The organism is Pseudomonas sp. 2835, from assembly GCF_050435905.1.
Lineage (GTDB): Bacteria > Pseudomonadota > Gammaproteobacteria > Pseudomonadales > Pseudomonadaceae > Aquipseudomonas.
In genome coordinates this window covers 86972-111052 of record NZ_JBNDLE010000007.1, presented here as the reverse complement: position 1 = coordinate 111052, position 24081 = coordinate 86972, and the positions used below count along the sequence as shown (strand labels likewise).

The window sequence follows — 24081 nt, the reverse complement described above, 5'->3', positions numbered from 1 at the left end:
TGCCACGACCACAGTACAGCCCGAGTGGCGTACACTGGTCGACATATAGCCTGAATATAAAGAGGGGAGGCCAGGCTGTTCGCGGACAGTTTGCAGCCTCCCTGATCGTTTCTGGATAAAGCATGAGAATTTTGATCATTGGCCCCAGCTGGGTGGGCGACATGGTAATGGCGCAGACCCTGTTCCAGTGCCTGAAGCAGCGTCACCCGGAATGTGTGATCGATGTGCTGGCCCCCGAGTGGAGCCGGCCGATCCTCGAGCGCATGCCTGAAGTGCGCCAGGCCTTGAGCTTCCCGCTAGGCCACGGCGCGCTGGAGCTTGCCACGCGCCGGCGTATCGGCAAGTCCCTGGCCGGCCAGTACGACCAGGCGATCCTGCTGCCCAATTCGCTGAAGTCGGCGCTGGTGCCGTTCTTTGCCGGTATCCCCAAGCGCACCGGCTGGCGCGGCGAGCTGCGCTTTGGCCTGCTCAACGACGTGCGCAAGCTCGACAAGGCCAGGTATCCGCTGATGATCGAGCGATTCATGGCCCTGGCTTACCCGGCCGGCGCCGAGCTGCCGCAGCCGTACCCGCGGCCGAGCCTGCAGATCGAAGCGCAGAGCCGCGACGCTGCCCTGGCCAAGTTCGGCCTGAGCCTGGACCGCCCGGTATTGGCGCTGTGCCCCGGCGCCGAGTTCGGTGAGGCCAAGCGCTGGCCGTCGGAGCATTACGCCCAGGTTGCCGAGACCAAGATCCGCGAAGGCTGGCAGGTCTGGCTGTTCGGCTCGAAGAACGACCACGCGGTCGGCGAGGCGATTCGTGGCCGCTTGATCCCGGGCCTGCGCGAAGAGGCGACCAACCTCAGCGGCGAGACCTCGCTGGCCGAGGCCATCGACTTGCTGTCGTGCAGCGATGCGGTGGTGTCCAACGATTCCGGGCTGATGCACGTGGCGGCGGCGCTGAACCGCCCGCTGGTGGCAGTTTACGGTTCAACCTCGCCGGGCTTTACCCCACCTTTGGCCGATCAGGTCGAAGTAGTGCGCCTGGGCCTGGAGTGCAGCCCGTGCTTCGACCGTACCTGCCGCTTCGGCCATTACAACTGCTTGCGTCAACTTGAGCCGCAAGCCGTGGAAGCTGCGCTGCAGCGCCTGAATGGCCCAAGCCTTATCGATGTCATGGCCGAGGTCGACTAAGTGCGGGTACTGTTGATCAAGACCTCGTCCCTGGGCGATGTGATCCACGCGCTGCCGGCGCTGACCGACGCTGCCCGGGCCATCCCCGGCATCCGCTTCGACTGGGTGGTGGAAGAAGGCTTCGCCGAGATCCCCAGCTGGCACCCGGCAGTGGACAAAATTATCCCGGTGGCCATCCGCCGCTGGCGCAAGAACCTCTGGCAAACCTTCAAGAGCGGCGAATGGCGCCAGTTCAAGCAGCGTCTGCGCGAGCGCAAGTACGACCTGGTGATCGACGCCCAGGGCCTGGTCAAGTCGGCCTGGCTGACCCGCTACGTCAAGGCGCCGGTGGCTGGCATGGACCGTTACTCGGCCCGTGAAGGGCTGTCGAGCCGCTTCTACGACCGGCGTTTGTCGGTCGAGCGCGGCCAGCATGCGGTGGAGCGGGTGCGCCAGTTGTTCGCCCTGGCGCTGGGCTACAACCTGCCGGCAGGCCTGGGTGATTACGGCCTCGACCTTAACCGCCTGCAGTTGCCGCCGGCAGCGCCGTTCGTGGTGTTCCTGCACGGCACCACCTGGGCAACCAAGCACTGGCCGGAAGCCTACTGGCGCCAGTTGGCCGAACGCCTTGGCCAGCAAGGCCTGCAGGTACGCTTGCCGTGGGGCAACCCGGCCGAGCAGGCGCGTGCCGAGCGCATCGCCAAAGGCCTGGGCAACTGCCAGGTATTGCCCAAGCTCAACCTCGTGGGCGTTGCCCGGGTACTGGCCGCAGCCAAGGCCTGCATTGCCGTGGATACCGGCCTCGGCCACCTGGCGGCGGCACTGGATGTGCCGACCCTGTCGCTGTTCGGCCCGACCAACCCGGGGCTGACCGGGGCCTATGGCAAGTCCCAGGTGCACATCGCCAGCGACTTTGCCTGTGCGCCGTGCCTGCAGAAAAAATGTACCTACAAACCGAGCGCTGACGACCAGCGCCGGTTCGATCTCAAACGCGAGTGGCCGCTGTGCTTCACTCGCCTGAATCCCGAGCGTGTGGCGAGCCAATTGCGCGCGTTGCTGCTGGCTGAGGATGTTCGTTGATGCAACTGGCTTTTGTTCTATACAAGTATTTCCCCTTCGGTGGCCTGCAGCGCGACTTCATGCGCATTGCCCTGGAGTGCCAGCGTCGCGGTCATCAGATCCGTGTCTATACGCTGATCTGGGAAGGTGACGTGCCCGAGGGCTTCGAGGTGCTGGTGGCGCCGGTCAAGGCACTGTTCAACCACCGGCGCAACGAGAAACTCAGTGCCTGGATGGAAGCGGACCTGGCCAAGCGCCCGGTCGACCGCCTGATCGGCTTCAACAAGATGCCCGGCCTGGATGTTTACTACGCCGCCGACGGCTGCTTTGAAGACAAGGCGCAGAATTTGCGTAATTCGCTGTACCGGCGCTGGGGCCGTTACCGGCACTTTGCCGAGTACGAGCGGGCGGTGTTCGCCAAGGATGCCAAGACCGAGATCCTGATGATCTCCGAAGTCCAGCAGCCGCTGTTCATCAAACACTACGACACGCCGATCGAGCGCTTCCACCTGCTGCCTCCAGGCATCAGCCAGGACCGTCGGGCACCGGCCAATGCCGCCGAGATCCGCGCTGAGTTCCGCCGCGAATTCGACCTGAAGGACGATCAGCTGCTGCTGGTGCAGATCGGCTCGGGCTTCAAGACCAAGGGCGTCGACCGCAGCCTCAAGGCCCTGGCGGCCTTGCCGTCGGCCTTGCGCAAGCGCACGCGGCTGATGGTTATCGGCCAGGACGACCCCAAGGTGTTCCAACTGCAAAGCGCGACCCTCGGCCTGACCGAGCAGGTGCAGTTCCTCAAGGGTCGCAGCGATATCCCGCGTTTTCTGCTCGGCGCCGATCTGCTGATTCACCCGGCCTACAACGAAAACACCGGTACCGTGCTGCTTGAAGCGCTGGTGGCCGGGCTGCCGGTGCTGGTTTCGGCCGTGTGCGGCTACGCCCATTACATCGCCGAAGCCGACAGCGGCCTGGTGCTCGACGAGCCGTTCGAGCAGGAGCAGCTCAATCGCTACCTGCAGCGCATGCTCGAAGATGGCTCGGCCCGCGCCGACTGGGCGCGCAATGGCCTGGCATTTGCCGATACGGCCGACCTCTACAGCATGCCCGAGCACGCCGCCGACGTGATCCTGGCGCAGGAGCGCGCATGAAACTGATACTGGCTGAGCCGTTTAAGCGCCTGTGGGCCGGGCGCGATGCCTTCGAGGCCGTTGAAGCCTTGCAAGGCGAGGTGTACCGCGAGCTGGAAGGCCGCCGTACCCTGCGCACCGAGGTCGAAGGCCGTGGCTATTTCGTCAAAATCCATCGCGGTATCGGCTGGGGCGAGATCTTCAAGAACCTGTTCACCGCCAAGCTGCCGGTGCTCGGTGCCGGCCAGGAATGGCAGGCCATCCAGCGCCTGCACGAAGTCGGGGTGCCGACCATGACCGCGGTTGCCTATGGCGAACGTGGCGACAACCCGGCGACCCAGCATTCGTTCATCGTCACTGAAGAGCTGGCACCGACCGTCAGCCTTGAAGACTTCAGCATCGACTGGCTCAAGCAACCACCGCAGCCGCGCCTCAAGCGTGCGCTGATCGCCGAAGTGGCGCGCATGACCGGCATGATGCACCGCGCCGGGGTCAACCACCGCGACTGCTACATCTGCCATTTCCTGCTGCACACCGACCGGCCGGTGACGGCCGACGACTTCAAGTTGTCGGTCATCGACCTGCATCGCGCTCAGACCCGGGCGAAAATCTCCCGCCGCTGGCGTGACAAGGACCTGGCCGCGCTGTACTTCTCGGCGCTGGACATCGGCCTGACCCGGCGTGACAAGTTGCGCTTTTTGCGCGGCTACTTCCAGCAGCCTCTACGCCAGATACTGGCCGAGGAAGCCGGGTTGCTGGCCTGGCTGGAAGGCAAAGCGCAGAAGCTCTACGAGCGTAAACAACGGTACGGAGACGCGCTCTGATGGCGGGTTGGAAACTGGAGCCTGCCTACCAGGCCCTGGCGACGGATTTTGGCAGTATCGACGCAGTGTTCGCCCTCAAGGGCGAGCGCCTGACCCACGACCCGCTGAGCGAAGTGATCCGGGTCGAGCGCGATGGGGTCAACTATTACGTCAAACGCTATACCGGTGCTGGTAAAGGCCTGCGCCGCTACCTGGGCCGGCCGCGGATCAAGGCTGAATGGCAGAACCTCAAGCAGTTCGCCAAGTGGGACATTCCCACCGCCGAAGTGGTCGCCTTCGGTCATGAGCGCAATGGCCTGGCCTTTGGCCGCGGGGCGATGATCACTCGCGAGCTGCCGCGCACCGAAGATCTCTCGGCCCTGGCCGAACGCAACGATGCACGGCTGGCCGATCGCGGCTGGGTCGACCACATCAGCCGTCAGCTGGCCCGCCACACGCGGATCATGCATGACCACCACTTCACCCATAACGACCTGAAGTGGCGCAACCTGCTGGTGGACGATCAGGCCACGCTATTCTTCATTGACTGCCCGACCGGCGATTTCTGGTGGGGCTTCATGCTGCGTTACCGCATCACCAAAGACCTGGCGTGCCTGGACAAAGTGGCCAAATACCATTTGTCCAACACCCAGCGTCTGCGCTTTTACCTGCAGTACCGCGGGCGTGAGCGTCTGAATGAATCGGACAAGCGCCGCATTCGTCATGTGGTGACGTTTTTCGAGGGACGCGAATGACTGATTTTCTTGCCAGTGCCGACATGGCACTGCTTGAGCGCCATGGCCTCAACGGTTTCGACCAGCTCTGGGCGCTGCAACTCGACGCGGTGGATGAGCCCAACACCGGCCGGGGCGGCTGGAGCAGCGTCTATCGCCTGGAGCTTGAAGGCAAGGGCTATTACCTCAAGCGCCAGAGCGACTACCTGACCCGCACATTGCACAAGCCGTTCGGCGAGCCGACCTTCGCCCGCGAGTTTCGCAATATCAGCCGCTACCAGAAGCTTGGCATTCCCGCATTGCAGGCGGTGTATTACGGCGAGCGCAAGGTTGAAGGCGAACGCCGGGCGATCCTCATGACCCGCGCCCTGGACGACTGGAGCGACCTCGACAGCCTGCTGGCGCAGTGGCCGCAGCTGGACATCGGCCAGCGCCAGGGCATCCTGCGCGCCTGCGGGCAACTGGCGCGCACTCTGCACGCGGCCAACCAGGTGCACGGCTGCTTCTATCCCAAGCATATCTTCCTGCGCACCCGCAGTGATGGCTGGCTGGCGCAATTGATCGACCTGGAGAAAACCCGGCCGCTGCTGCTGGGCATGCGCGACCGGCTCAAGGACCTGGAGCCGTTGTTGCGCCGGGCGCCGATCTGGAGCGAAGCTGAAGTGCGGGTGATGCTCTCGTCCTACCTGGACCAGCCCAGCGACAGCCCGCTGGTCGATACCTGGCTGCAGCGCCTGACGCGCCGCCGCCGTGAGAAAGAGGCTCGCTGATGCGTTTGTCTGAACTCAAGGATGCCGGGCGCAGCCCGGACCTGCCGCTGAATATCAGCCTGGCCGACGCCGCTGGCAGTGCCGAGCTGCAATTGCTCAGCCTGCTGCGGGTGCTGCCCGGCCAGCGTTACGTCGGCGCCGGGATCTGGCGCGGCAAGCCTGTGTTGGCCAAGTTGCTGGTTGGCAGCAGCGCCGCCCGGCATTTTCAACGCGAGCTGGACGGTGCGCGGCTGTTGGCCGCGCAAGGCCTGACCACGCCGCTGCTGCTGGCCGATGGCTTGCGCGAAGGCGAGGGCGGCTGGCTGCTGTTCGAGTTTCTCGAAAACGCGCAAAGCCTGGCCGATGCCTGGGCGCAGGTCGAAGCCCTGCCGCCGCTGGCCGATGAACAGCACCTGGTGCTCGGTGAAGCACTGACCGCCGTGGCGCAGATGCATGCCAAGGGCCTGTGGCAGGACGACCTGCACCTGGACAACCTGCTGCGCCACAACGGCCAGCTGTATTTGATCGACGGCGCCGGGATCAAGGCCGAAACCCTCGGCCAGCCCCTGTCGCGTCAACAAGTGCTGCACAACCTCGGGGTGCTGTTCGCCCAGTTGCCCAAGCGACTTGAACCTTATATCGAAGAGCTGCTGGTGCATTACCTGCTGGCCAACGCCGAGCATGCGCTGCCGCTCGAAGCGCTGCAAAAGCAAATCGACAAGGTCCGTAACTGGCGTTTGAAGGACTACCTCGACAAGGCCGGACGCGAGTGCACGCTGTTCAGCGTCGAGCGTGGCCCGTCGGTCCTGCGTTCAATCCGCCGCAACGAAGCGGCCGCCATGCTGCCGGTGCTGGAGCAGGCCGATAGCCTGATCGACCAGGGCCACCTGTATAAAACCGGTGGCGCCGCCAGTGTCGCGAAAGTCGAGGTCGATGGCCGGCCGCTGGTGCTCAAACGCTACAACATCAAGAACACCGCCCACTGGTTCAAACGCTTCTGGCGCCCGAGCCGGGCCTGGCATTCGTGGATCGAAGGGCATCGCCTGGAGTTTCTCGGCATCGCCACGCCCAAGCCGCTGGCGGTCCAGGAGCTGCGTTTCATGGGTTTGCGCAGCCGCGCCTACCTGGTCACCGAGTATGCCGATGGCCCGGACTTGCTGGCCTGCTTTGCGCCTTATGTCGAGTCTGGCGAGGTGCCAGAGGAGCAGTTGCAGGCCCTGCAACAGCTGCTCGGGCAACTGATCCACGAGCGCATCAGCCATGGCGACATGAAAGGCCACAACCTGTTCTGGCAGGACGGCCAATGGTCGTTGATCGACCTCGATGCCATGTGCCAGCACACCACCCAGATGAGCTTCGCCCAGGCCTTTGCCCGCGACCGCGCGCGGCTGCTGCGTAACTGGCCCGCCAGCAGCGCCCTGCATCAGCGTCTGGACGCTGCACTGCCTTCGCTCGAAGGCTAGTTTTCGGGCAAGGGCAACCAGTCACTGGCACGTCCCGTCTGACGAACGCGGATGTGCCAGTTCGGTGTTTGCCAACGCAGGCTGATGCTGGTGGGGATTGCGCCCTTTAGATGGTCGGGCAGTACCAGCCGGTATTGGTCCATCAGCAGGCTGGGTTCCACGGCCAGTTGCCGGGCTCCCCACTGCAGGTAGTAGCGCCCACCACTGTTGAGTATTCCATTTTCTTGCGCGGTTGCGAGCATTGGCGTTGCAAGCTGACTGTCATCGATCAGCCTGGGCAGATCCGGCAGGCCTTCACTCCAGCGCACGGGTGCATCGTATTCCCAGTGGCCTTGGGCATTGCGCCGGATCGGCAGGTGCAGGTAGGCGTCGGGTTGGCGCGGGTCCTGAATGCGCCAGCGGCTGCCGTCGAAGCTTACCCGGTAGTAACGGTCGGCCAGATCCTTGATGTAGTACTGGCTCAATCCCTGATAGTCGGATACCTGTTCATACACCCCTTCGTGATAGTGGCCATCGATGCGATAGCGCAATTTGTCGGGGCTGATCTGGGTGGCCAGGTGCGGGCTTATCAGCTTCGGTGCCCGTCCTGGAAGCCTGCGCATGGTCTGGCGCATCAAGGCCGATCCGCCCAGATGAGCCAGGCCATCGGTGGCGTGCGACAGCGCGCCGTAGAAGTGTTCAAGCGTTTTCGCTGCATCTGCTTGGGGAAGGCTTTCCAGCCCGTCCCAGATCGACCACAGGCAGCGAGCAAAGGCCAGTGGCACCTGCACCCTGCTTGGGAGAAACACGGTAATCAGGTCAACTATCAGCCATATGCCTTGCCACACCTGCTCGGCGTCGAGCTGTCCGGTGCTTGTGCCTTGGGCTGCGGCATTGCTGATGAAGTGGCGGACTTCGGCCTGGTAGCACTGGGCAAAAAAGTCCGCGGAAATCGTCAATGATTGTACCTGGCCCTGGTTATGCTGACTTGCAAACAGGTGACGAGCAGCTGTTTGCGCTGACCGGGCCAAACGACCGATCAGGTAGGCTTGCAGGCTCGGGCTTTGCTGCAGGGCTTGCCACAACTGGCTGCGATCATCGAATTCGCGCCAGGGTTTACGGTCCGGTGCGTCGGGGGTGTAGAGCAGTATTGACGGCAAGCCTTGAGTCGCTTGCGGGCTGATTACCAATACCCCCTGGGCTGTCGCTCCCGCTATCAGCAGTTGCTGAACATCCAGCTTTTGTCCTGCCACAGCCGGGCGGTTGCTGCTGTCGGGGTAGTCGATCACATTCATCGCCCAGCGGTAGCCGCGCTCCTCTCGATCGGGGCGAAAATAACCGGCATAGCGGCCTTTGATCGCTTCGGCGCGCATGCGTGCACGGCTAATGTCCCGGTAGGCCTGGCGGCGCCAGTGTGAGGCCGGTGCAGTGAGTAAATGCCGGCGCAGGAATTGCTCATAGCTGCCGGCAACATCTAGGTCGCGGACCATGCGTTTGACGTAACCCGCTGATAGCCAGGGTATTGCTCGGCCATCGCTGTGGGTAATGCGGGCGGTCAACCAGTAATCGACATCGAGCAGGCTGACATTTTCCAGGGCCAGCTCGCTGAGTGTGCGTTTGCGGCGTACAGGAATCAGTATGTCGCCGGCTTGAGGCCGTGATCTGCCGGGAACACTGCTGCCCGGGTTGGTGGGAATGTGCAGCGGTCCGCCCTGGTGGATCAGCGTGGTGCTGACCAGAACCTTATCCGGGTCCAGGTCCTGGCCATGATCGTTTAGCAGTCGCCGGCGCAAGGTGTCGCGGCAATAGTCGAGCAGGGTGTTGCGCTGCTGGAATTGCTGCAAGGTCAGCAGGCCTGGCGCGCTGGCCAGTTCGATGGCGCTGGCCAGCTCCTGCAATGACTGCATCATGTGGGTCAGGCCTTGAAGCGGGGTACTTCTGAACCATGGCGGCATATGCCGGTCCAGCAGTGCGCTGTAGCGGGTTGCCAGGCTCCCGGCGCTGCCCAGCCGGGTCTGCAGGGCGATGGCCGGGCCTGGTGCGGCAGCGGCGTGCCAGGCGTTTTTCAGGGCGCGGCGTTGATGGGCGATGACAGCGTCGAGCAAGTGCTGGAATACGTCCTGCTCCTGCGTCGCCAAAGTCATCGTCTGCGCCGAGCGGCATTGTAGCTGGCGTTCTGCCGGTAGCAGGTCCAGCAGCCCAGCGCCTTGCACCTCGTCGTCCAGGCGCTCAGCCAGTTCGGTTGTCAGTGCCTGTAGGTTATTGAAACCTTCGAAGCCATGCGCCAGGCTGAACAGCACCACCTCATCTTCGGTTTCGGCGGCAGTGATCACCAGGCAACTGCGAAGTTGAGTGCGCCAGAAGGGCTGGCTGGCGCTTAGTACTACCGCTTTGATCTGGGCCTGCTCGGCGCGAGGCAGGCCTTGGCGCAACGCCGCACTGGGGTGGGTAACGATGCGTGAGACCAGGCGATGCTGGGCATGGCTCATGGTCAGGTCGTCCAGGCGCAGGTCGGCCTCCGCCTGCCACTGGCCGGCGCATAGTGTGCGCAGGCGTTCACGGCGACTTTGCTGGCTGTCGGGGCGAAAGGGCTGGTTGTAGTACTGACGCAGGGCGGCGCGCCATTGGCCGAGTTTTATGTAGGGGCCTTGCGGGGTATCGGCGAGGATGCTGTGGATGGCGCTGTCGATTTCTTCGAGGCGTTCGAGGGGTTGCATGACCTGTCTCCCGGTGGTGAGCAGGTCATGCTAGGGGGCGCTGTTCAGTGACTGTCGCTATACATGTATTCAGTTGCCCCTGGCAGGCCATAGCCCGCGCAAACTGTATAGCGCCGGCAAGCCCAAGCCGACCCAGGCCAGCGCGTCCCACCAGCCATCGCCGAGCAGGGCAGCGAACAGCCCCAGCGCGCCCAGCAGGGCAATGACTGTCGGTATGCCGAATACGGCCCGCAAACCTGATGACTTGCGTTTCATCGCAGCATCTCCGTTTGCGCGGTGGCAACCGGCTTGCTGGCCCGGCGGCGCACGACCCACAGGTACAGGCCGCTACCCAGGACGATGATGGTCAGCACATCCAGCACTGCCCAGAGGATCTGCATTGGCCGGCCGCCGTAGTCACCGAAGTGCAGCGGCTGCGACAGACCCATGGCGTCCATGTACCAGGGGCGGTCGCCGATGGCGGTGACTTGCAGGTTGCTGGCGTCGATCAGTACCGGCGTCAGCAGGTGCGCGGTCAGGTGGGTGCTGCCCTTCATGAACACCGCGTAGTGGTGCTCGCTGGAGAAACGCGTACCGGGGAAGGCGATGAAGTCCGGCTGCATGCCCGGTGCGGCCTCGGCGGCGATATCCAGCACGCGGCTCACCGGTGCCAGCTCGGTGAGCGGCGGTGCATCGCGGTAGGGCGCAACCATCGCTGTCAGGCTGTCGTTGCGCCAGGCGGCGATGACCAGGTCCGACAGGGCGCTGATCACCCCGGTAACGCCCACCACCAGCGCCCAGGTCAGGGTGACGATACCAATCAGGTTGTGCAGGTCGAGCCAGCGCAGGCGCGTGGATTTGTCGTTGCGTACGGTGGCGAACTTCAGCCGGCGCATGAACGGTGCATAGAGCACCACGCCGGAGATGATCGCCACCACGAACAACAACCCCATGAACGCCAGCAGCAGCTTGCCGGGCAGACCGGCAAACATGTCCACGTGCAGGCGCAGCATGGTCATCATGAAGCCGCCGTTGGCCGAAGGCATTTCCACCGCTTCACCGGTGCGCGCATCGAGCATGAAGGTGTGCGACGAGTTCGGCTCGGTGCCTGCGGTAGCCGCCATGATCGCGATCACGCCGTTGCGGTCGTCCTCATCCCAGCCGAAGTACTGCATCACCTCGCCCGGGCGATGGGCCTGGGCCTTGACCACCAGTTCCTGCAAGTCGAGCCTGGGCGTGTCGGCAGGCATTTCCCTGAGCTCAGGCGCATCGCCCAGCAGGTGGTCGATCTCGTGATGGAAGATCAATGGCAAGCCGGTGACCGCCAGCATCAGCAGGAACAGTGTGCAGATCAGGCTGGTCCAGGTGTGCACGAAGGACCAGCGACGGATGGTTAGGCTGTTCATCCAGGGCCTTAGAATTTGTAGTTGACGCTGGCTACCACGTTGCGCTCGTCACCGTAGTAGCACCAGTAACCGTCGCAGTTGGCCAGGTAGTCCTTGTTGAACAGGTTCTTGGCTTCGACAGCGACGGTCATGCCCTTGAGCGTGCTGACCTTGCGGCCCAGATCGTAATGCACCGAGGCGTCGTAGACGGTGTAGGAGCCGACATAACCGAGATCGGTGTTGGTGGTGTTGCCGTAGTTGTCACCGACATAGCGCACGCCACCGCCGACGCCGAAGCCGTCGAGCAGGCCGCTGTGCCAGGTGTAGTCGGCCCACAGGGTCGCCTGGTTGCGCGGGATCAGCGCCATGCGGTTGCCTTGCTCGTTGGCCGCACCCTTGAGGATCTCGGTATCGGTGTAGCTGTAGGAACCGATCAGCTTGAGGTTTTCGGTCACCTGGGTGGTGGCCTCCAGCTCAAGGCCGCGAACCTGCAACTGGCCAACCTGCTGGGTGATGTTGCCTTCGGTGACTTTGACGTTGTCCTGGCGCAGGTCATACACGGCAGCGGTGTAGAGGTTCTTGCTGCCCACCGGCTGGTACTTGATGCCGACTTCGTATTGGCGGCCTTCGGTCGGTTTGAACGAGTCCGTGGAGGCGACGGCGGCGCCGGTGGTCGGCTGGAACGACTCGGTGTAGGAGATGTACGGGGTCACGCCGTTGTCGAACACGTAGCTCAGGCCGACGTTGCCGGTGAAGGCCTTGTCGCGCTCGGTGCTGGTGGCATCGTTCTGGTTGTGGAAGGTGGTGCCGGTGTGCACCCAGTCTTCACGCCCGCCCAGGGTCAGGCGCCAGTTGTCCAGGGCGATCTGGTCCTGTACATAGAAGCCGGTCTGACGGATTTTCTGGCCGTAGTCGTACATGGTGAAGTACGACACCTTGGAAAAATCCTGGCCGTACGGCGGGTTGATCACGTTGCCTGGCGGTACGCTCGGACTCAGGCCGTAGTCCCAGCGGTAGTTGGTGTTCGAACGCTGGTGGTCGAGGCCGATCAGCAGGGTATGGCTCAGGGCGCCGGTCTGGAAGTCGGCCTGGAAGTTGTTGTCGATGGCGAACTGGCTGATGTCTTCGTTGACGATGCCGGTTTCGCGCGGAACGCTGCCGTCTGCTTCGACGCTGCCGCCTGGGGTGGAGGTATCGTTGTTCATGGTCGCGACGTTGATGCCCTGGAACGACAGATCGCTCTTGGTGTAGCGCAGGTTCTGGCGGAACTGCCAGACATCGTTCAGGCGGTGCTCGAAGGCGTAGCCCAGGGCGTAGTAGGTGCGATCGTAGAACTCCCAGTCCGGGTCGCCGAGGTTCTTGTGGTGGGAGATGTCGCCAGCCGGCGAGCCCAGCTTGGTGCCCTGCAGCGGCAGGAACTGGCCGCTGATGCCGGTATCGTCGCGAGTGAACTGGGTGATGAAGGTCAGGCTGGTGTCTTCATTCATGTTCCAGGTCAGGCTAGGCGCGAGGTTGTAGCGCTTGTCCGGAACATGATCGGTCGGCGCGCCACTGTCGCGGACCACGCCGCTGACGCGATACAGGAACTGGCCTTGATCATCGATCTTGCCGGTGCTGTCGAAGTTGATCTGGCGATGGTTGTTGCTGCCAACCTGGGCTTCGACCTGGTGGGCGCTTTCAGCCTGGGGGCGACGGCTGACCATGTCGAGCATGCCGCCGGGCGGGGTCTGGCCGTAAATCGACGAGGCCGGCCCGCGCAGCACGGCGATGCGCTCCAGGTTCCACGGCTCGACTTTCGGGTTGGCGAACGAACCTTTGGGCAGCGGCAGGCCGTCGAGAAACTGGGTCGGGTCAAAACCGCGCACCCGCAGCCAGTCGGCGCGGGGGTCGGAGCCGTAACCGCTGCTTTGTACCCCAGCGGTGTAGCGCAGGGCGTCGTTGAGGTTGAGGACCTGGCGGTCGTCCAGTTGTTCGCGGGTGATCACGCTCATCGAGCGGGGTACTTCAACGATCGGGGTGTCGGTTTTGGTACCGGCTGCGGTGCGCGTGGCGGTGAAGCCGGTGGCCGGGCCCCAGGCACTTTCGTAGTCGCTGCGCGCGTTGACGCTGGTTTCCGGCAGGGCCAGGGTGCCCTCGGGGGTGGCGACCAGGCTGTAGGTGCCGGCGCTGCTCTGCTGCAGTTGCAGGCCGGTGCCGCGCAGGGCCGCTTGCAGAGCGCCGACGCCGTCGTACTGGCCGTTGACCGGCGCCGAGGTGCGGCCACTGGCCAGGCTCGGGTCCAGGGCCAGGGCGATGCCAGCCTGGCTGGCGATCTGGTTGAGCGAGGTCGAAAGCGGCGCGGCAGGCAGGTTGTAGCTGCGCAGGCTGGCCGATTGCTCGGCAGCGATCAGCGGGCTGCTCGCCAGAGGTGCTGTCAGGGCAATGGCCACGGCCAGCAGGCTGGGACGCAGGAAGTTCTCAAAAGCGCGGGACATACAGCGGCTCCTCGACGGAAGTAAGTGCTAACTAGCTTCCTTGCCGAGTGAGTTGGGAAAAGTGTCAGGGGGTAGTGAAAATAATTTTGATTTTTATTTCAGGCTGCTCGCGGAGGTATCGCGTTTAGCCACCACCGTCACCCACCACGGTGTGCGCTGCTCGATCTGCACCGGCAAGGTCGGCAGCAACGACGTCAGCGCCAGGTCGGTATCGTTGAGTGGGAAGCTACCGGTAATGCGCAGGTCGGCCACCTGGTCGGCAACCCCCAGATGCCCGCTGCGGTAACGCCCCAGTTCCTCGACCAGGTCGGCCAGGCGCACGTTGTCGACCACCAGCATGCCGCGGGTCCAGGCGTCGGCTCCGGCGGCCAGGCCGTCGGCGCGGCCCAGGCGGTCGTGGTTCATCAGCACCTGCTGGCCTTCCTTGAAAATCTGCTCGTCGCCGCTGTCTTGCGGGCGCGCCGCCACTGCCGATTGCAGCACGCTCAGGCGCGTGCCCTGGTCTTCGAGCTTGACCAGGAAGCGCGTTCCCAGTGCACGCAGGCGGCCGTCTTCGGTGGTGACTACAAACGGGCGATCGTCCTTGTGGCCGGTTTCGATGGAGATTTCACCTTCGTGCAAGACGATCAGGCGTTCTTTCTCGTCGAAGCGGATATCCACCGCCGAATGGGTGTTGAGGCTGATCAGGGTGCCGTCAGTGAGGCGCAAGGTACGCTGCTCACCGGTGCCGGTGCGCTGGTCGGCCAGCCAGTAGCCCAGCGACTGATGGGCACTGACCCAGCTCAGCACGCCGACCACCAGCACCAGGCTGGCCAGGCCGCTACCCAGCTTGCGCACACGCTGGCGCAGACCGGCGCGAGATTGCAGCAGGGCCTGGCGCGCAGGGCCGGAGGCGGCGCTGAAACGCTGGTCGAGCATGCCCAGTTGCAGCCAGGCCCGGGCGTGCTCTTCGCTGGCGGCATGCCAGCGGGCGAACTCGGCGCGCTCATCGGCGCTGCCGCTGCCGGAATCCAGGCACAGCTGCCAGGCAATCGCGGCATCCAGCACCCGCGCCGAAACCGGCTTGCTGTTCATGTCGGCTCACCGTATAGCGCCACGTAGCACTGGCGCATGCCCTGGGCCAGGTACTGGCGCACCCGCGACACGGAAACCCCCAGGCGCTCGGCGATTTCGGCATGGCCCAGACCGTCCAGGCGGTTGTACAGGAACGCCGCCCGGGCTTTGCTCGACAGTTTGCCGAGCAGGCGGTCGATGGCCTTGAGGTCTTCGATGATCAGCTGCTGTTCTTCCGGTGAGGGCTGTTCGGCTTCGGGGATCAGCATCAGCTCGGCCAGGTACGCCTGTTCCAGTGCTGTGCGGCGAAAGTGGTCAAACAACAGGCCCTTGGCGATAGCGAGGAGGAACGCCCGTGGTTCACACGGTGCAGGCAATTGCTCGCGCCCGAGCAGGCGCACGAAAGTGTCCTGGCTCAGGTCTTCGGCGCGCTCGGCGCAGGCGATGTTGCGCCGCAGCCAGGCGAGCAGCCAACTGCGATGGTCACGGTACAGCGTACCGACCAGCTCAGTGTGTGGGCTTTGCACAGACGACAAGGCGTTCCCCGGGAAGATGCGTTAACTAACGAGAATTATTCGCGATTGTCGCAGAAGCTCCCCGTCAGACGCAATTCACGCTCATCGGATGATGCTTAAAAGCCATGGCTCTGTTGCCGACGCCTGCGTAGCCGGTGCAATTGCTGGTCGAGCAAGGCCGGGCTGTCCAGTTGTTGGCGCCGGGCCTGGCTAAACAGGATCAGCGCCAGCTCGGCGGTGACCAGGGCATCGGCGCTGGCGTTGTGCCGCTCGGCCGCCTCGAGGCCGAAGTAGGCAGTCCAGTCATCCAGCCCGGCTTCGCGCAGGGTTATCTGCGGGTTGAGCAGCGGCGCCAGTTCCGCGACATCGAAGAACGGGTGCTGCAGGCCATAGCCCAGGTGCTCCTTCAAGGCGCGGGCGAGCATGCGCTGGTCGAACGGCGCATGAAAGGCCAGCAGCGGGCTGTCGCCGATAAAGTCCATCAGCTCCAGCAGCGCCTGGGCCGGATCGCAGCCAGCAGCAATGGCGCTGGGGCCCAGGCCGTGGATCAGGACGCTGGAGGTGAGCTTGTGGTCGCGCTGGTGCAGGGTGCGTTCGAACTGCTGGCTGAAGTCGATGGCGCCGTCTTCGATCACAACTGCGCCAATCGACAGCACCTGGTCACGGTTGAGGTTCAGGCCGCTGGTTTCCAGGTCGAGCACCACCCAGCGCTGCTGGCGCAGGCTGTGTTCGGCCAGCGGCGCCGGGGCGCTCAGCTGTTGCACGCGCTGGCGCAGTTGCTCGTCGAGCTGCGGTTGGCTCGGGCGTAGCCAGGCAAACAGGCTCATAGCTGGTACCGCAGGGCCAGGCTGCTTTGCAGGCGTTGGGCCTGACGCAGGGACTCGCGCAGGATACGCCGGTCCAGATGGTTGAGGCTGTCAGGGTCGACCCGGTTGGAGTACGCCAGATTCTGCCGGCTCTGCAGTTGATGCTGCTGCATGCGGGTTTGCTGGATAAAGTGGTAAGCCTCTTCATAGGCGGCGCCGTCGAGCGGGTCGATCACTTCTTTGGCTACCAGTTGGCGTAGGCGCTCCAGGGTGTTGTTGGCGCCGATGCCATTGGCCAGGGCCAGCAAACGGGCACCATCAACGAACGGCGTCAGGCCCTGGACCTTGAGATCAAGGGTGGCAGCCTTGTCGTTGCCCTGACGGGTCAGCACAAATTCCCGGAAGCGGCCCACCGGCGGGCGCTGGCGCAGGGCATTGCCGGCCATCATGCGCTGGAACAGGCGATTGTCAGCTACCTGCTCGAGAATGCTCTTGCGCAGTTGTTCACAGGCTTGCTCGTCGCCCCAGACCACCCGCAGGTCGAAGTAGATGCTCGAAGCCAGCAGGTTTTCCGGCGTGGCTTCGCGAATGAAAGCGGCAAAGCGCCGTGCCCATTCGGCGCGGGACAGGCACAGCTCGGGGTTGCCGGCCATGATGTTGCCCTTGCACAGGCTGAAGCCGCATTGCGCCAGGCCCTGGTTGATGTGCTGGGCCAGCGGCAGCAGGCGCCCGCGTATTTCGGCGGCATGGGCGGCATCACGGGCTTCGAAGAGGATGCCGTTGTCCTGGTCGGTGTGCAGGGTCTGTTCGCGGCGGCCTTCGCTGCCGAAGCACAACCAACTGAACGGTACGCCCGGGTCGCCCTTGTCTTCGATGGCCAGCTCGATCACCCGGCACACGGTGTGGTCGTTGAGCAGGGTGATGATCTGGGTGATCTGCGTCGAAGAGGCGCCATGGGCGAGCATGCGTTCGACCAACTGGCTGATTTCACCGCGCAGCGACACCAGGTTCTCGACCCGGTTGGCGTGGCGGATGGTGCGCGCCAGGTGCACCAGGTCGACCCGCTGCAGGGAGAACAGGTCCCGTTCGGAGACCACGCCGCACAAGCGCCGTTCTTCGACCAGGCAGACGTGGGCGATATGGCGCTCGGTCATGGCGATGGCGGCATCGAAGGCGCTGGCTTGCGGGCTCAGGTAGAACGGCGCGGCGGTCATGTGCCGGCTGATCGGCTGAGCGAAGTCGGCGCTGGCATCGGCGACCACCTGGCGCAGGTCGCGCAGGGTGAAGATGCCAATGGGGAAGCGCTGCTCGTCGACGATGACAATACTGCCGACCTGTTGCTCATGCATCAGCCGCACCGCTTCACGCAGCGGTGTGGCCGGATCGCAGACCACCGGATGACGCATGGCCAGCTCACCCAGGCGGGTGTTCAACGAATACTGGTTGCCGAGGGTTTCCGCCGCGCGGCGCTGGACCTGCTGGTTGACCTGGTCGAGCAGGCTGCTGACCCCACGCAGGGCAAAGTCGCGGAAAGCTTCGGACAGGGTGAACAGGCGGATGAACGCAGCCTTGTTCAATTGCAGGCAGAAGGTGTCTTCACCTGCCAGGTGCTCGGTGCGGGTGGCCCGCTCGCCGAGCAGGGCGGCAAGTGGGAAGCACTCGCCACTGGTGATTTCGAAGGTGGTTTCGGTACCCGGGCGGGTTACGTGCTGACGTTCGCCGACCACCCGGCCCTGCTTGACGATGTAGAAGTGCTCGACCGGGCCGTCGCTGGGCTTGATGATGCTGTCATTGGCCGCATAGAAGCGTAGCTGGCACTGTTCGACGAGAAACGCCAGGTGGGCGTTCTCCATCTGATTGAAGGGTGGAAAGCGTTGCAGAAACTGCATGGTCCCCTGGATGTTCTGCATGACTGCAGTCTTTCCTGCCTGGGCGAAGGCGTCCTTTTTGCTCATGAGCATTACCGCGTCTTTGTGTCGAGCTGTGACCATCGACCTTGTTGTTTTCGTTGTTCATGGTCGGTCGCGGGCTGCTCAGTGCCCATTGGACGTAAGTCTATAAAACGCGTCAGGCTGTTGAAGCGTTGCGTCATGTGTCAATTACCCGACGAAAGGCAGTTTGCAAGTAATCTCAATGCGGTCTGAACTTGATTCACAGGACATTTTGCAGGTCATTGATGATGAGACAGCCATGTCCGACCATGAAGACATACTGAGCGAGGCCGAGCGTGAGGCGCTGGCGTCGGTGACCGCGCCACCGGCCGCGCCGCCGAAGGTATTGATCGTTGATGACAACCGCGTGGCCCGCGAAGCCCTGGCCAGGTACCTGAGCTCCAAGCGCATCAAGTGCCTGACCGCCAACAGCGGCAAGCAGGCGCTGGAGTGTCTGGTCAAGGAGCGGGGTATTGGCCTGGTGATCACCGACCTGCGCATGGGCTCGTTCGGTGGGCTTGAGCTGATACGCCACATACGCGAATCGGAGCGCGCGGCGATGCCGATCATCATTGTGTCGGGGGCTGCGGATGTGAAAGACGCCATCGAGGCGATGCACTTGAGCGTCGTCGACTTTCTGCTCAAGCCGATCGATCTGGACAAGCTGGTGGGGTTGGTGCGCAGGGAACTGGGGATAGGCTGAAGCCATCGCGGGTCAAGTCGGATCGTCGCACCGCCGCTCCCACAGAGTGGACTGTGGGAGCTGCGGTGCGGCGATCCGACTTGACCCGCGATGAAGGCAACGCGATTACAGGCCGTTCCGGGCCTTGAACTCGCGACGACGACGGTGCAGCACCGGCTCGGTATAACCGTTTGGTTGCTTGGTGCCTTCAACCACCAGTTCGACCGCCGCCTGGAACGCGATGTTGTTGTCGAAGTCTGGTGCCAGCGGGCGGTACAGCGGGTCGTTGGCGTTCTGCTTGTCGACCACCGGCGCCATGCGCTTGAGGCTTTCAAGGACTTGCGCTTCGCTGACCACGCCGTGGCGCAGCCAGTTGGCCAGCAACTGCGCGGAAATCCGCAGGGTGGCGCGGTCTTCCATCAGGCCGACATCGTTGATATCCGGCACTTTCGAACAACCGACACCCTGGTCGATCCAGCGCACTACATAACCGAGGATGCCCTGGGCGTTGTTGTCCAGCTCGTTGCGTTTTTCGTCGTCCGACCAGTTGGTGTCGGTCGCCAGCGGGATGGTCAGGATGTCATCGACCGACGCCGGTGCACGCTTGGCCAGTTCCGCCTGACGGGCGAATACGTCAACCTTGTGGTAGTGCAGGGCATGCAGCGCTGCGGCAGTCGGCGACGGCACCCAGGCGGTGTTGGCACCGGCCAGCGGGTGGGCGATCTTCTGCTCGAGCATGTCGGCCATCAGGTCCGGCATGGCCCACATGCCCTTGCCGATCTGGGCGCGGCCTTGCAGGCCGGTCGCCAGGCCGATATCAACGTTGGAGTTTTCGTAGGCGCCGATCCACTTCTGGGTCTTCATGGCGCCCTTGCGTACCACGGCACCGGCTTCCATGGAGGTGTGGATTTCGTCACCGGTACGGTCGAGGAAACCGGTGTTGATGAACACCACGCGCTCGCTGGCCGCCTGGATACAGGCCTTGAGGTTGACCGTGGTGCGGCGCTCCTCGTCCATGATGCCGACCTTAAGGGTGTTGCGCTTGAGGCCCAGGGCATCTTCGATACGGCCGAACAGCTCGTTGGTGAACGCGGCTTCTTCCGGGCCATGCATCTTCGGTTTGACGATGTACACGGAGCCGGTGCGGCTGTTCTTGCGGCTGGTGTTGCCGTTGAGGTTGTGCATCGAGGCGAGGCTGGTGACCAGGCCATCGAGAATGCCTTCCGGCACTTCGTTGCCATCCTTGTCGAGAATGGCATCGATGGTCATCAGGTGACCGACGTTACGCACGAACAGCAGCGAACGGCCATGCAGGCTCACTGAGCCACCGTTTGGCGCGGTGTATTCGCGGTCCGGGTTCATGGTGCGGGTGAAGGTTTGCCCACCTTTGCTGACGCTCTCGGCCAGGTCGCCTTTCATCAGGCCCAGCCAGTTGCGGTAGATCACTACCTTGTCGTCGGCATCGACGGCGGCGACCGAGTCTTCGCAGTCCATGATGGTGGTCAGGGCGGCTTCCATCAGCACGTCCTTGACGCCGGCGGCATCGGTCTGGCCGACCGGGGTGCTGGCGTCAATCTGGATTTCGAAGTGCAGGCCGTTGTGCTTGAGCAGGATCGCAGTCGGTGCCGAGGCGTCGCCCTGGTAGCCGATCAGCTGGGCATCGTCGCGCAGGCCGCTGTTGCTGCCACCCTTGAGGGCGACAACCAGCTTGCCGCCTTCAATGCGGTAAGCAGTGGAGTCGACATGGGAGCCGGCAGCCAGTGGTGCCGATTCGTCGAGGAAGGCGCGGGCGAAGGCAATCACTTTGTCGCCGCGAACCTTGTTATAGCCTTTGCCTTTTTCCGCGCCGCCAGCTTCGCTGATGGCGTCAGTGCCATACAGCGCGTCGTACAGCGAACCCCAACGGGCGTTGGAGGCGTTCAGGGCAAAGCGGGCGTTCATGACTGGCACGACCAGCTGAGGGCCGGCCATGCGGGCGATTTCGTCGTCGACGTTCTGGGTCGAGGCCTGGAAGTCTGCAGCTTCTGGCAGCAGGTAACCGATGTCCTGAAGGAAGGCTTTGTAAGCCACGGCATCGTGAGCCTGGCCTTTGCGTGCCTGGTGCCAGGCATCGATCTGCGCCTGCAGTGCGTCACGTTTGGCCAGCAGTGCTTTGTTCTTTGGAGCGAGGTCGTTGATGATCTTTTCCGCACCCACCCAGAATTGCTCGGCGTTGACGCCGGTTCCGGGAATGGCTTCGTTGTTCACGAAGTCGAACAGGACTTTGGCGACCTGAAGGCCACCGACTTGAACGTGTTCAATCATTGCTTGCCTCACTCTGCTCAGCTATTCAGCTCTTCTATTTAAGCCTTGCGCGCTTCTCTAAACACGGCACCAGAACATGCCCTTGTGGGCGGCTGGGTGCGGCCTGCCAGACAGGCTGGCGGGTGTTGGCGTATTTTCACAGGCGCCTTGGCAGACATCGATCCAACGTTTTGTAGTCCACGCTGCGGCATACTACATGATGCGCTGCGGTTGTGAAAATCAGACTAAATACGTCGTTCTGCGACCAATTGGTCGCATAGGGTCACGCTGGGAGTTCGTATGTTCTCAAAAAAGCGGCAGATTGTTCCAGATAAATCTTGAAACAGTACACGATTAGTCAATCGCAGCTCCTGCGGCAGGTTGCCGCGCCTTGCCTATACTTTCTGCGCGCCCTTTGATTTCGGGGGCTGAACGTTAAAAGCAGAGGGTTAGCGCGTGGATCATCTCGTATTGACAGTGATCGCCCCCGACAAGGCCGGGCAAGTCGAGCGTATCGCTGAATGCATTGCCGAGCATAACGGTAACTGGTTGGAGAGCCGCATGTCGCGGATGGCTGGCCAATTTGCCGGCATTCTTAAGGTAGCGGTGCCGGCCGAGTCCTACGATGAACTGGTCGAGGCGCTGCAGGCCCTGGGCAAGTACGACATTCGTGTGCTGATCGCCGAAAGCGGCATCGAGCCGTCCTGCACCTGGAAGCCGATCGCCATGGAGTTGGTGGGCAATGATCGCCCGGGTATCGTGCGCGACATTACCCGGCTGTTGGCCGACCAGGGTGTCAACGTCGAGCGCCTGACCACCGAGGTGCGCCCGGCGCCGATGAGCAGCGAGCCGTTGTTTCATGCTGATGCCTTGCTGGCGGTGCCGCTGACACTGTCGCTGGATGTCTTGCAGGGCAAGCTGGAGGATCTGGCCGACGATCTGATGGTCGAGTTGAACCTGCGCCCCGAGGAGTAGTTATCCCGGTTTTGCGGGGATGCGCCTGTGGATAAGCTTTGGAGATGTCGCTGCAGGCCACGGTTTACGTGGCCTGTAGAGGGTTGTGCGTTTTTTGATCAGCTGCGTCGACGCAGGCTCAACCAGGCGTCGACGCTGTACAGCGCCAGACCCGCCCAGATGAACATGAAGGCCACCAGCGTGCTGCTCGACAGGTGCTCGCCGAACAGCCACACCGCCTGCAGCAGCACCAGGGTGGGCGCCAGATACTGCAAGAAGCCCAGGGTGGTATAGGGCAGGTGCCGTGCGGCGGCGTTGAAGCAGACCAACGGCACCAGGGTGACCGGGCCGGCGGCGATCAGCCACAGTGCTTCGCTGCTGGTATAGAAACTGGCCTGGGCGCTATGGGCCAAGGGGTTGAGCAACATCCAGCCGATGGCCAGCGGCACCAGCATCCAGGTTTCTACCACCAGGCCGGGCAGGGCGGCTACCGGCGCTTGCTTGCGGATCAGACCGTAGAAGCCAAAGCTCAGTGCCAGTACCAGGGATACCCACGGCAGACTGCCCACCTGCCAGACCTGTTGCGCCACCCCGAGTGCGGCCAGCCCTACTGCGACCCACTGCAAACGGCGCAGACGTTCACCGAGTAAAAGCATGCCCAGCAGCACGTTGACCAGCGGGTTGATGTAGTAGCCCAGGCTGGCTTCAAGCATGCGCCCGTTGTTCACCGACCACACGTAAGTCAGCCAGTTGCCGGCGATCAGCGAGCCGCTCAGGGCCAGGATCGCCAGGCGCTTGGGGTTTTCGCGCAGTTCGCGTAACCAGCCCGGATGCTTCCAGACCAGCAGCAGCAACGAGCCGAACAGCGCCGACCAGAGCACCCGGTGGACGATGATTTCTACCGCGGGGACGCTTTGCAGCGCTTTGAAGTAGAGCGGGAACAGGCCCCAGATGATATAGGCGCTCAGGCCCAGGATGTACCCGCGGCGCGGGTTGGCGGCGTGCATGCAGATTCCTTGCTTAGGCAGCTATCTAAAAGCAGGGGGCTATTGTAGACAGACTCGCGTGCGCTTCAGAACAATTTCAGCGGTTCTTCATCCAGCGCCGCCATTTGCTCGCGCAGGGCGAGGATCTGGTCACCCCAGTAACGCTCCTGGCCGAACCAAGGGAAGCTGCGCGGGAACGCCGGATCGTCCCAGCGCCGGGCCAGCCAGGCACTGTAATGCAACAGGCGCAGGGCGCGCAGGGGCTCGATCAGGGCCAGCTCGCGCGGGTCGAAATCGTGGAACTCGTTGTAGCCATCCATCAGCTCGGCGAGCTGGCCCAGGCGCTCGTGGCGCTCGCCGGCGAGCATCATCCACAAGTCCTGCACCGCCGGGCCAGTGCGGCAGTCATCAAGGTCGACGATGTGGAACACCTCGTCGCGGCACATCATGTTGCCGGGGTGGCAGTCACCGTGCAGGCGGATGACCTGGTGCGGGGTGCTGGCGTAGATCGCCTCGACCCGCTTGAGCAGGTCGCGGGCCACCGACTCGAAGGCCGGCAGCAGGCTTTTGGGGATGAAGTTGCCTTCGAGCAGGGTGTTCAGCGAGGCATGGCCGAAGTTATCCACCGCCAGCGCTTCGCGGTGCTCGAACGAGCGGGTAGCGCCGACCCCATGCAGGCGGCCGAGCAGTTGCCCGAGGCGATACAACTGATCGAGGTTACCCGGCTCCGGCGCGCGGCCGCCGCGGCGCGGGAACAGGGTGAAACGAAAGCCGCTGTGCTCGAACAGGGTCTCGCCGTTGTGGACAAGTGGTGCCACCACCGGCACTTCGCATTCGGCCAGTTCAGCGGTAAAGCTGTGTTCTTCGAGGATCGCCGCGTCGCTCCAGCGGTCCGGACGGTAGAACTTGGCGATCAATGGCTCAGCCCCTTCGATGCCCACCTGGTAGACCCGGTTCTCGTAGCTGTTGAGTGCCAGCACCCGGGCGTCGCTGAGAAAGCCGATGCTTTCCACGGCGTCCAGGACCAGGTCGGGGGTGAGGGTTTCAAAGGGGTGGGACATGCTCGCTCCTGCTATGCGGCAGGTGGCCGCAAGGTTCCTGCATGGTATCGCACATCGGCTCCCGCGGCGGATCTGTATTGGCAGCTGGCCTTGCCAGCGCCAGACTCATGCGCCGGCCAGGGCGGCGTTCTCGTGCTTGAAGCGGCCCAGGGCCGCTGAGGCTGATGGGCGTATTGCCATGGATGCGCCGGTT

Annotated in this window: 20 protein-coding genes; 9 read left to right on the top strand and 11 right to left on the bottom strand. The window is 63.4% G+C overall.

What is annotated here, in order from left to right:
• The first annotated feature begins 122 nt into the window (after positions 1 to 122).
• The 7 genes from waaF to ABIE20_RS12335 are packed head-to-tail and all read left to right on the top strand — an operon-like array spanning position 123 to position 7083.
• Positions 123 to 1172: a lipopolysaccharide heptosyltransferase II gene (gene waaF, locus ABIE20_RS12365; protein ID WP_429505340.1), complete on the top strand. Its 1050-nt coding sequence runs from the start codon at positions 123 to 125 to the stop codon at positions 1170 to 1172.
• A complete protein-coding gene (gene waaC, locus ABIE20_RS12360) occupies positions 1173 to 2231 on the top strand; it encodes a lipopolysaccharide heptosyltransferase I (protein WP_429505339.1) in 1059 nt (352 codons plus the stop codon).
• A complete protein-coding gene (locus tag ABIE20_RS12355; RefSeq protein WP_429505338.1) occupies positions 2231 to 3355 on the top strand; it encodes a glycosyltransferase family 4 protein in 1125 nt (374 codons plus the stop codon). The genes waaC and ABIE20_RS12355 overlap by 1 nt, the downstream gene beginning before the upstream one ends.
• Entirely contained in the window at positions 3352 to 4158 is an 807-nt protein-coding gene (gene rfaP / locus ABIE20_RS12350) for a lipopolysaccharide core heptose(I) kinase RfaP (RefSeq protein ID WP_429505337.1), read from the top strand. Before ABIE20_RS12355 ends, rfaP begins: the two co-directional genes overlap by 4 nt.
• Positions 4158 to 4892, top strand: a complete 735-nt coding sequence (locus tag ABIE20_RS12345) for a lipopolysaccharide kinase InaA family protein (RefSeq protein ID WP_123565328.1) — start codon at positions 4158 to 4160, stop codon at positions 4890 to 4892. The genes rfaP and ABIE20_RS12345 overlap by 1 nt, the downstream gene beginning before the upstream one ends.
• Positions 4889 to 5641 carry a lipopolysaccharide kinase InaA family protein gene (locus ABIE20_RS12340; RefSeq protein ID WP_429505336.1) on the top strand — a complete coding sequence of 251 codons (753 nt, stop codon included), beginning with the start codon at positions 4889 to 4891 and terminating at the stop codon, positions 5639 to 5641. Before ABIE20_RS12345 ends, ABIE20_RS12340 begins: the two co-directional genes overlap by 4 nt.
• Complete coding sequence (locus ABIE20_RS12335) at positions 5641 to 7083, top strand: lipopolysaccharide kinase InaA family protein (RefSeq protein ID WP_429505335.1); 1443 nt, start codon at positions 5641 to 5643, stop codon at positions 7081 to 7083. Before ABIE20_RS12340 ends, ABIE20_RS12335 begins: the two co-directional genes overlap by 1 nt.
• On the opposite strand, the gene ABIE20_RS12330 is transcribed toward ABIE20_RS12335, so the two are convergent.
• The 8 genes from ABIE20_RS12330 to ABIE20_RS12295 all read right to left on the bottom strand — a co-directional run bounded on the left by ABIE20_RS12330 (position 7080) and on the right by ABIE20_RS12295 (position 17946).
• The gene (locus ABIE20_RS12330) at positions 7080 to 9779 is read right to left on the bottom strand and encodes a dermonecrotic toxin domain-containing protein (protein WP_429505334.1); all 2700 of its coding nucleotides are present in this window, start codon (positions 9777 to 9779) and stop codon (positions 7080 to 7082) included. The two genes, ABIE20_RS12335 and ABIE20_RS12330, sit on opposite strands and share 4 nt — an antisense overlap.
• A gap of 69 nt (positions 9780 to 9848) precedes the next feature.
• Entirely contained in the window at positions 9849 to 10034 is a 186-nt protein-coding gene (locus ABIE20_RS12325) for a hypothetical protein (RefSeq protein WP_429505333.1), read from the bottom strand.
• On the bottom strand, positions 10031 to 11164 hold the full coding sequence (locus ABIE20_RS12320) for a PepSY-associated TM helix domain-containing protein (RefSeq protein WP_429505332.1): 1134 nt from the start codon (positions 11162 to 11164) through the stop codon (positions 10031 to 10033). Before ABIE20_RS12320 ends, ABIE20_RS12325 begins: the two co-directional genes overlap by 4 nt.
• An 8-nt stretch (positions 11165 to 11172) precedes the next feature.
• Positions 11173 to 13617 carry a TonB-dependent siderophore receptor gene (locus tag ABIE20_RS12315; RefSeq protein WP_429505331.1) on the bottom strand — a complete coding sequence of 815 codons (2445 nt, stop codon included), beginning with the start codon at positions 13615 to 13617 and terminating at the stop codon, positions 11173 to 11175.
• A gap of 93 nt (positions 13618 to 13710) precedes the next feature.
• The gene (locus ABIE20_RS12310; protein ID WP_429505330.1) at positions 13711 to 14691 is read right to left on the bottom strand and encodes a FecR domain-containing protein; all 981 of its coding nucleotides are present in this window, start codon (positions 14689 to 14691) and stop codon (positions 13711 to 13713) included.
• Positions 14688 to 15206 (bottom strand): RNA polymerase sigma factor, encoded by a 519-nt coding sequence (locus tag ABIE20_RS12305; RefSeq protein ID WP_429505329.1) that lies wholly within the window; start codon positions 15204 to 15206, stop codon positions 14688 to 14690. Before ABIE20_RS12305 ends, ABIE20_RS12310 begins: the two co-directional genes overlap by 4 nt.
• A gap of 95 nt (positions 15207 to 15301) precedes the next feature.
• Positions 15302 to 16012 carry a 3'-5' exonuclease gene (locus ABIE20_RS12300; RefSeq protein WP_429505328.1) on the bottom strand — a complete coding sequence of 237 codons (711 nt, stop codon included), beginning with the start codon at positions 16010 to 16012 and terminating at the stop codon, positions 15302 to 15304.
• The gene (locus tag ABIE20_RS12295; protein WP_429505492.1) at positions 16009 to 17946 is read right to left on the bottom strand and encodes a DUF294 nucleotidyltransferase-like domain-containing protein; all 1938 of its coding nucleotides are present in this window, start codon (positions 17944 to 17946) and stop codon (positions 16009 to 16011) included. Before ABIE20_RS12295 ends, ABIE20_RS12300 begins: the two co-directional genes overlap by 4 nt.
• A 235-nt stretch (positions 17947 to 18181) precedes the next feature.
• Between ABIE20_RS12295 and ABIE20_RS12290 the strand changes: the two genes are divergently transcribed.
• Positions 18182 to 18625, top strand: coding sequence for a response regulator (locus ABIE20_RS12290; RefSeq protein ID WP_429505327.1), 444 nt, complete (start codon positions 18182 to 18184; stop codon positions 18623 to 18625).
• 105 nt (positions 18626 to 18730) lie between these two features.
• Here the strand turns inward: ABIE20_RS12290 and ABIE20_RS12285 are convergent, their stop codons facing one another.
• Entirely contained in the window at positions 18731 to 20908 is a 2178-nt protein-coding gene (locus ABIE20_RS12285) for a malate synthase G (protein ID WP_429505326.1), read from the bottom strand.
• A 435-nt stretch (positions 20909 to 21343) separates the two neighbouring features.
• On the opposite strand from ABIE20_RS12285, the gene ABIE20_RS12280 reads away from it, so the two are divergent.
• Entirely contained in the window at positions 21344 to 21862 is a 519-nt protein-coding gene (locus tag ABIE20_RS12280) for a glycine cleavage system protein R (RefSeq protein WP_429505325.1), read from the top strand.
• Positions 21863 to 21960: 98 nt separating this feature from the next.
• Here ABIE20_RS12280 and rarD read toward each other — a convergent pair whose 3' ends face one another.
• Together rarD and ABIE20_RS12270 are read right to left on the bottom strand one after the other, a co-directional pair.
• Positions 21961 to 22848: an EamA family transporter RarD gene (rarD, locus tag ABIE20_RS12275; RefSeq protein ID WP_429505324.1), complete on the bottom strand. Its 888-nt coding sequence runs from the start codon at positions 22846 to 22848 to the stop codon at positions 21961 to 21963.
• Positions 22849 to 22913: 65 nt separating this feature from the next.
• Positions 22914 to 23888: a serine/threonine protein kinase gene (locus ABIE20_RS12270; protein ID WP_429505323.1), complete on the bottom strand. Its 975-nt coding sequence runs from the start codon at positions 23886 to 23888 to the stop codon at positions 22914 to 22916.
• Positions 23889 to 24081 lie beyond the last annotated feature (193 nt).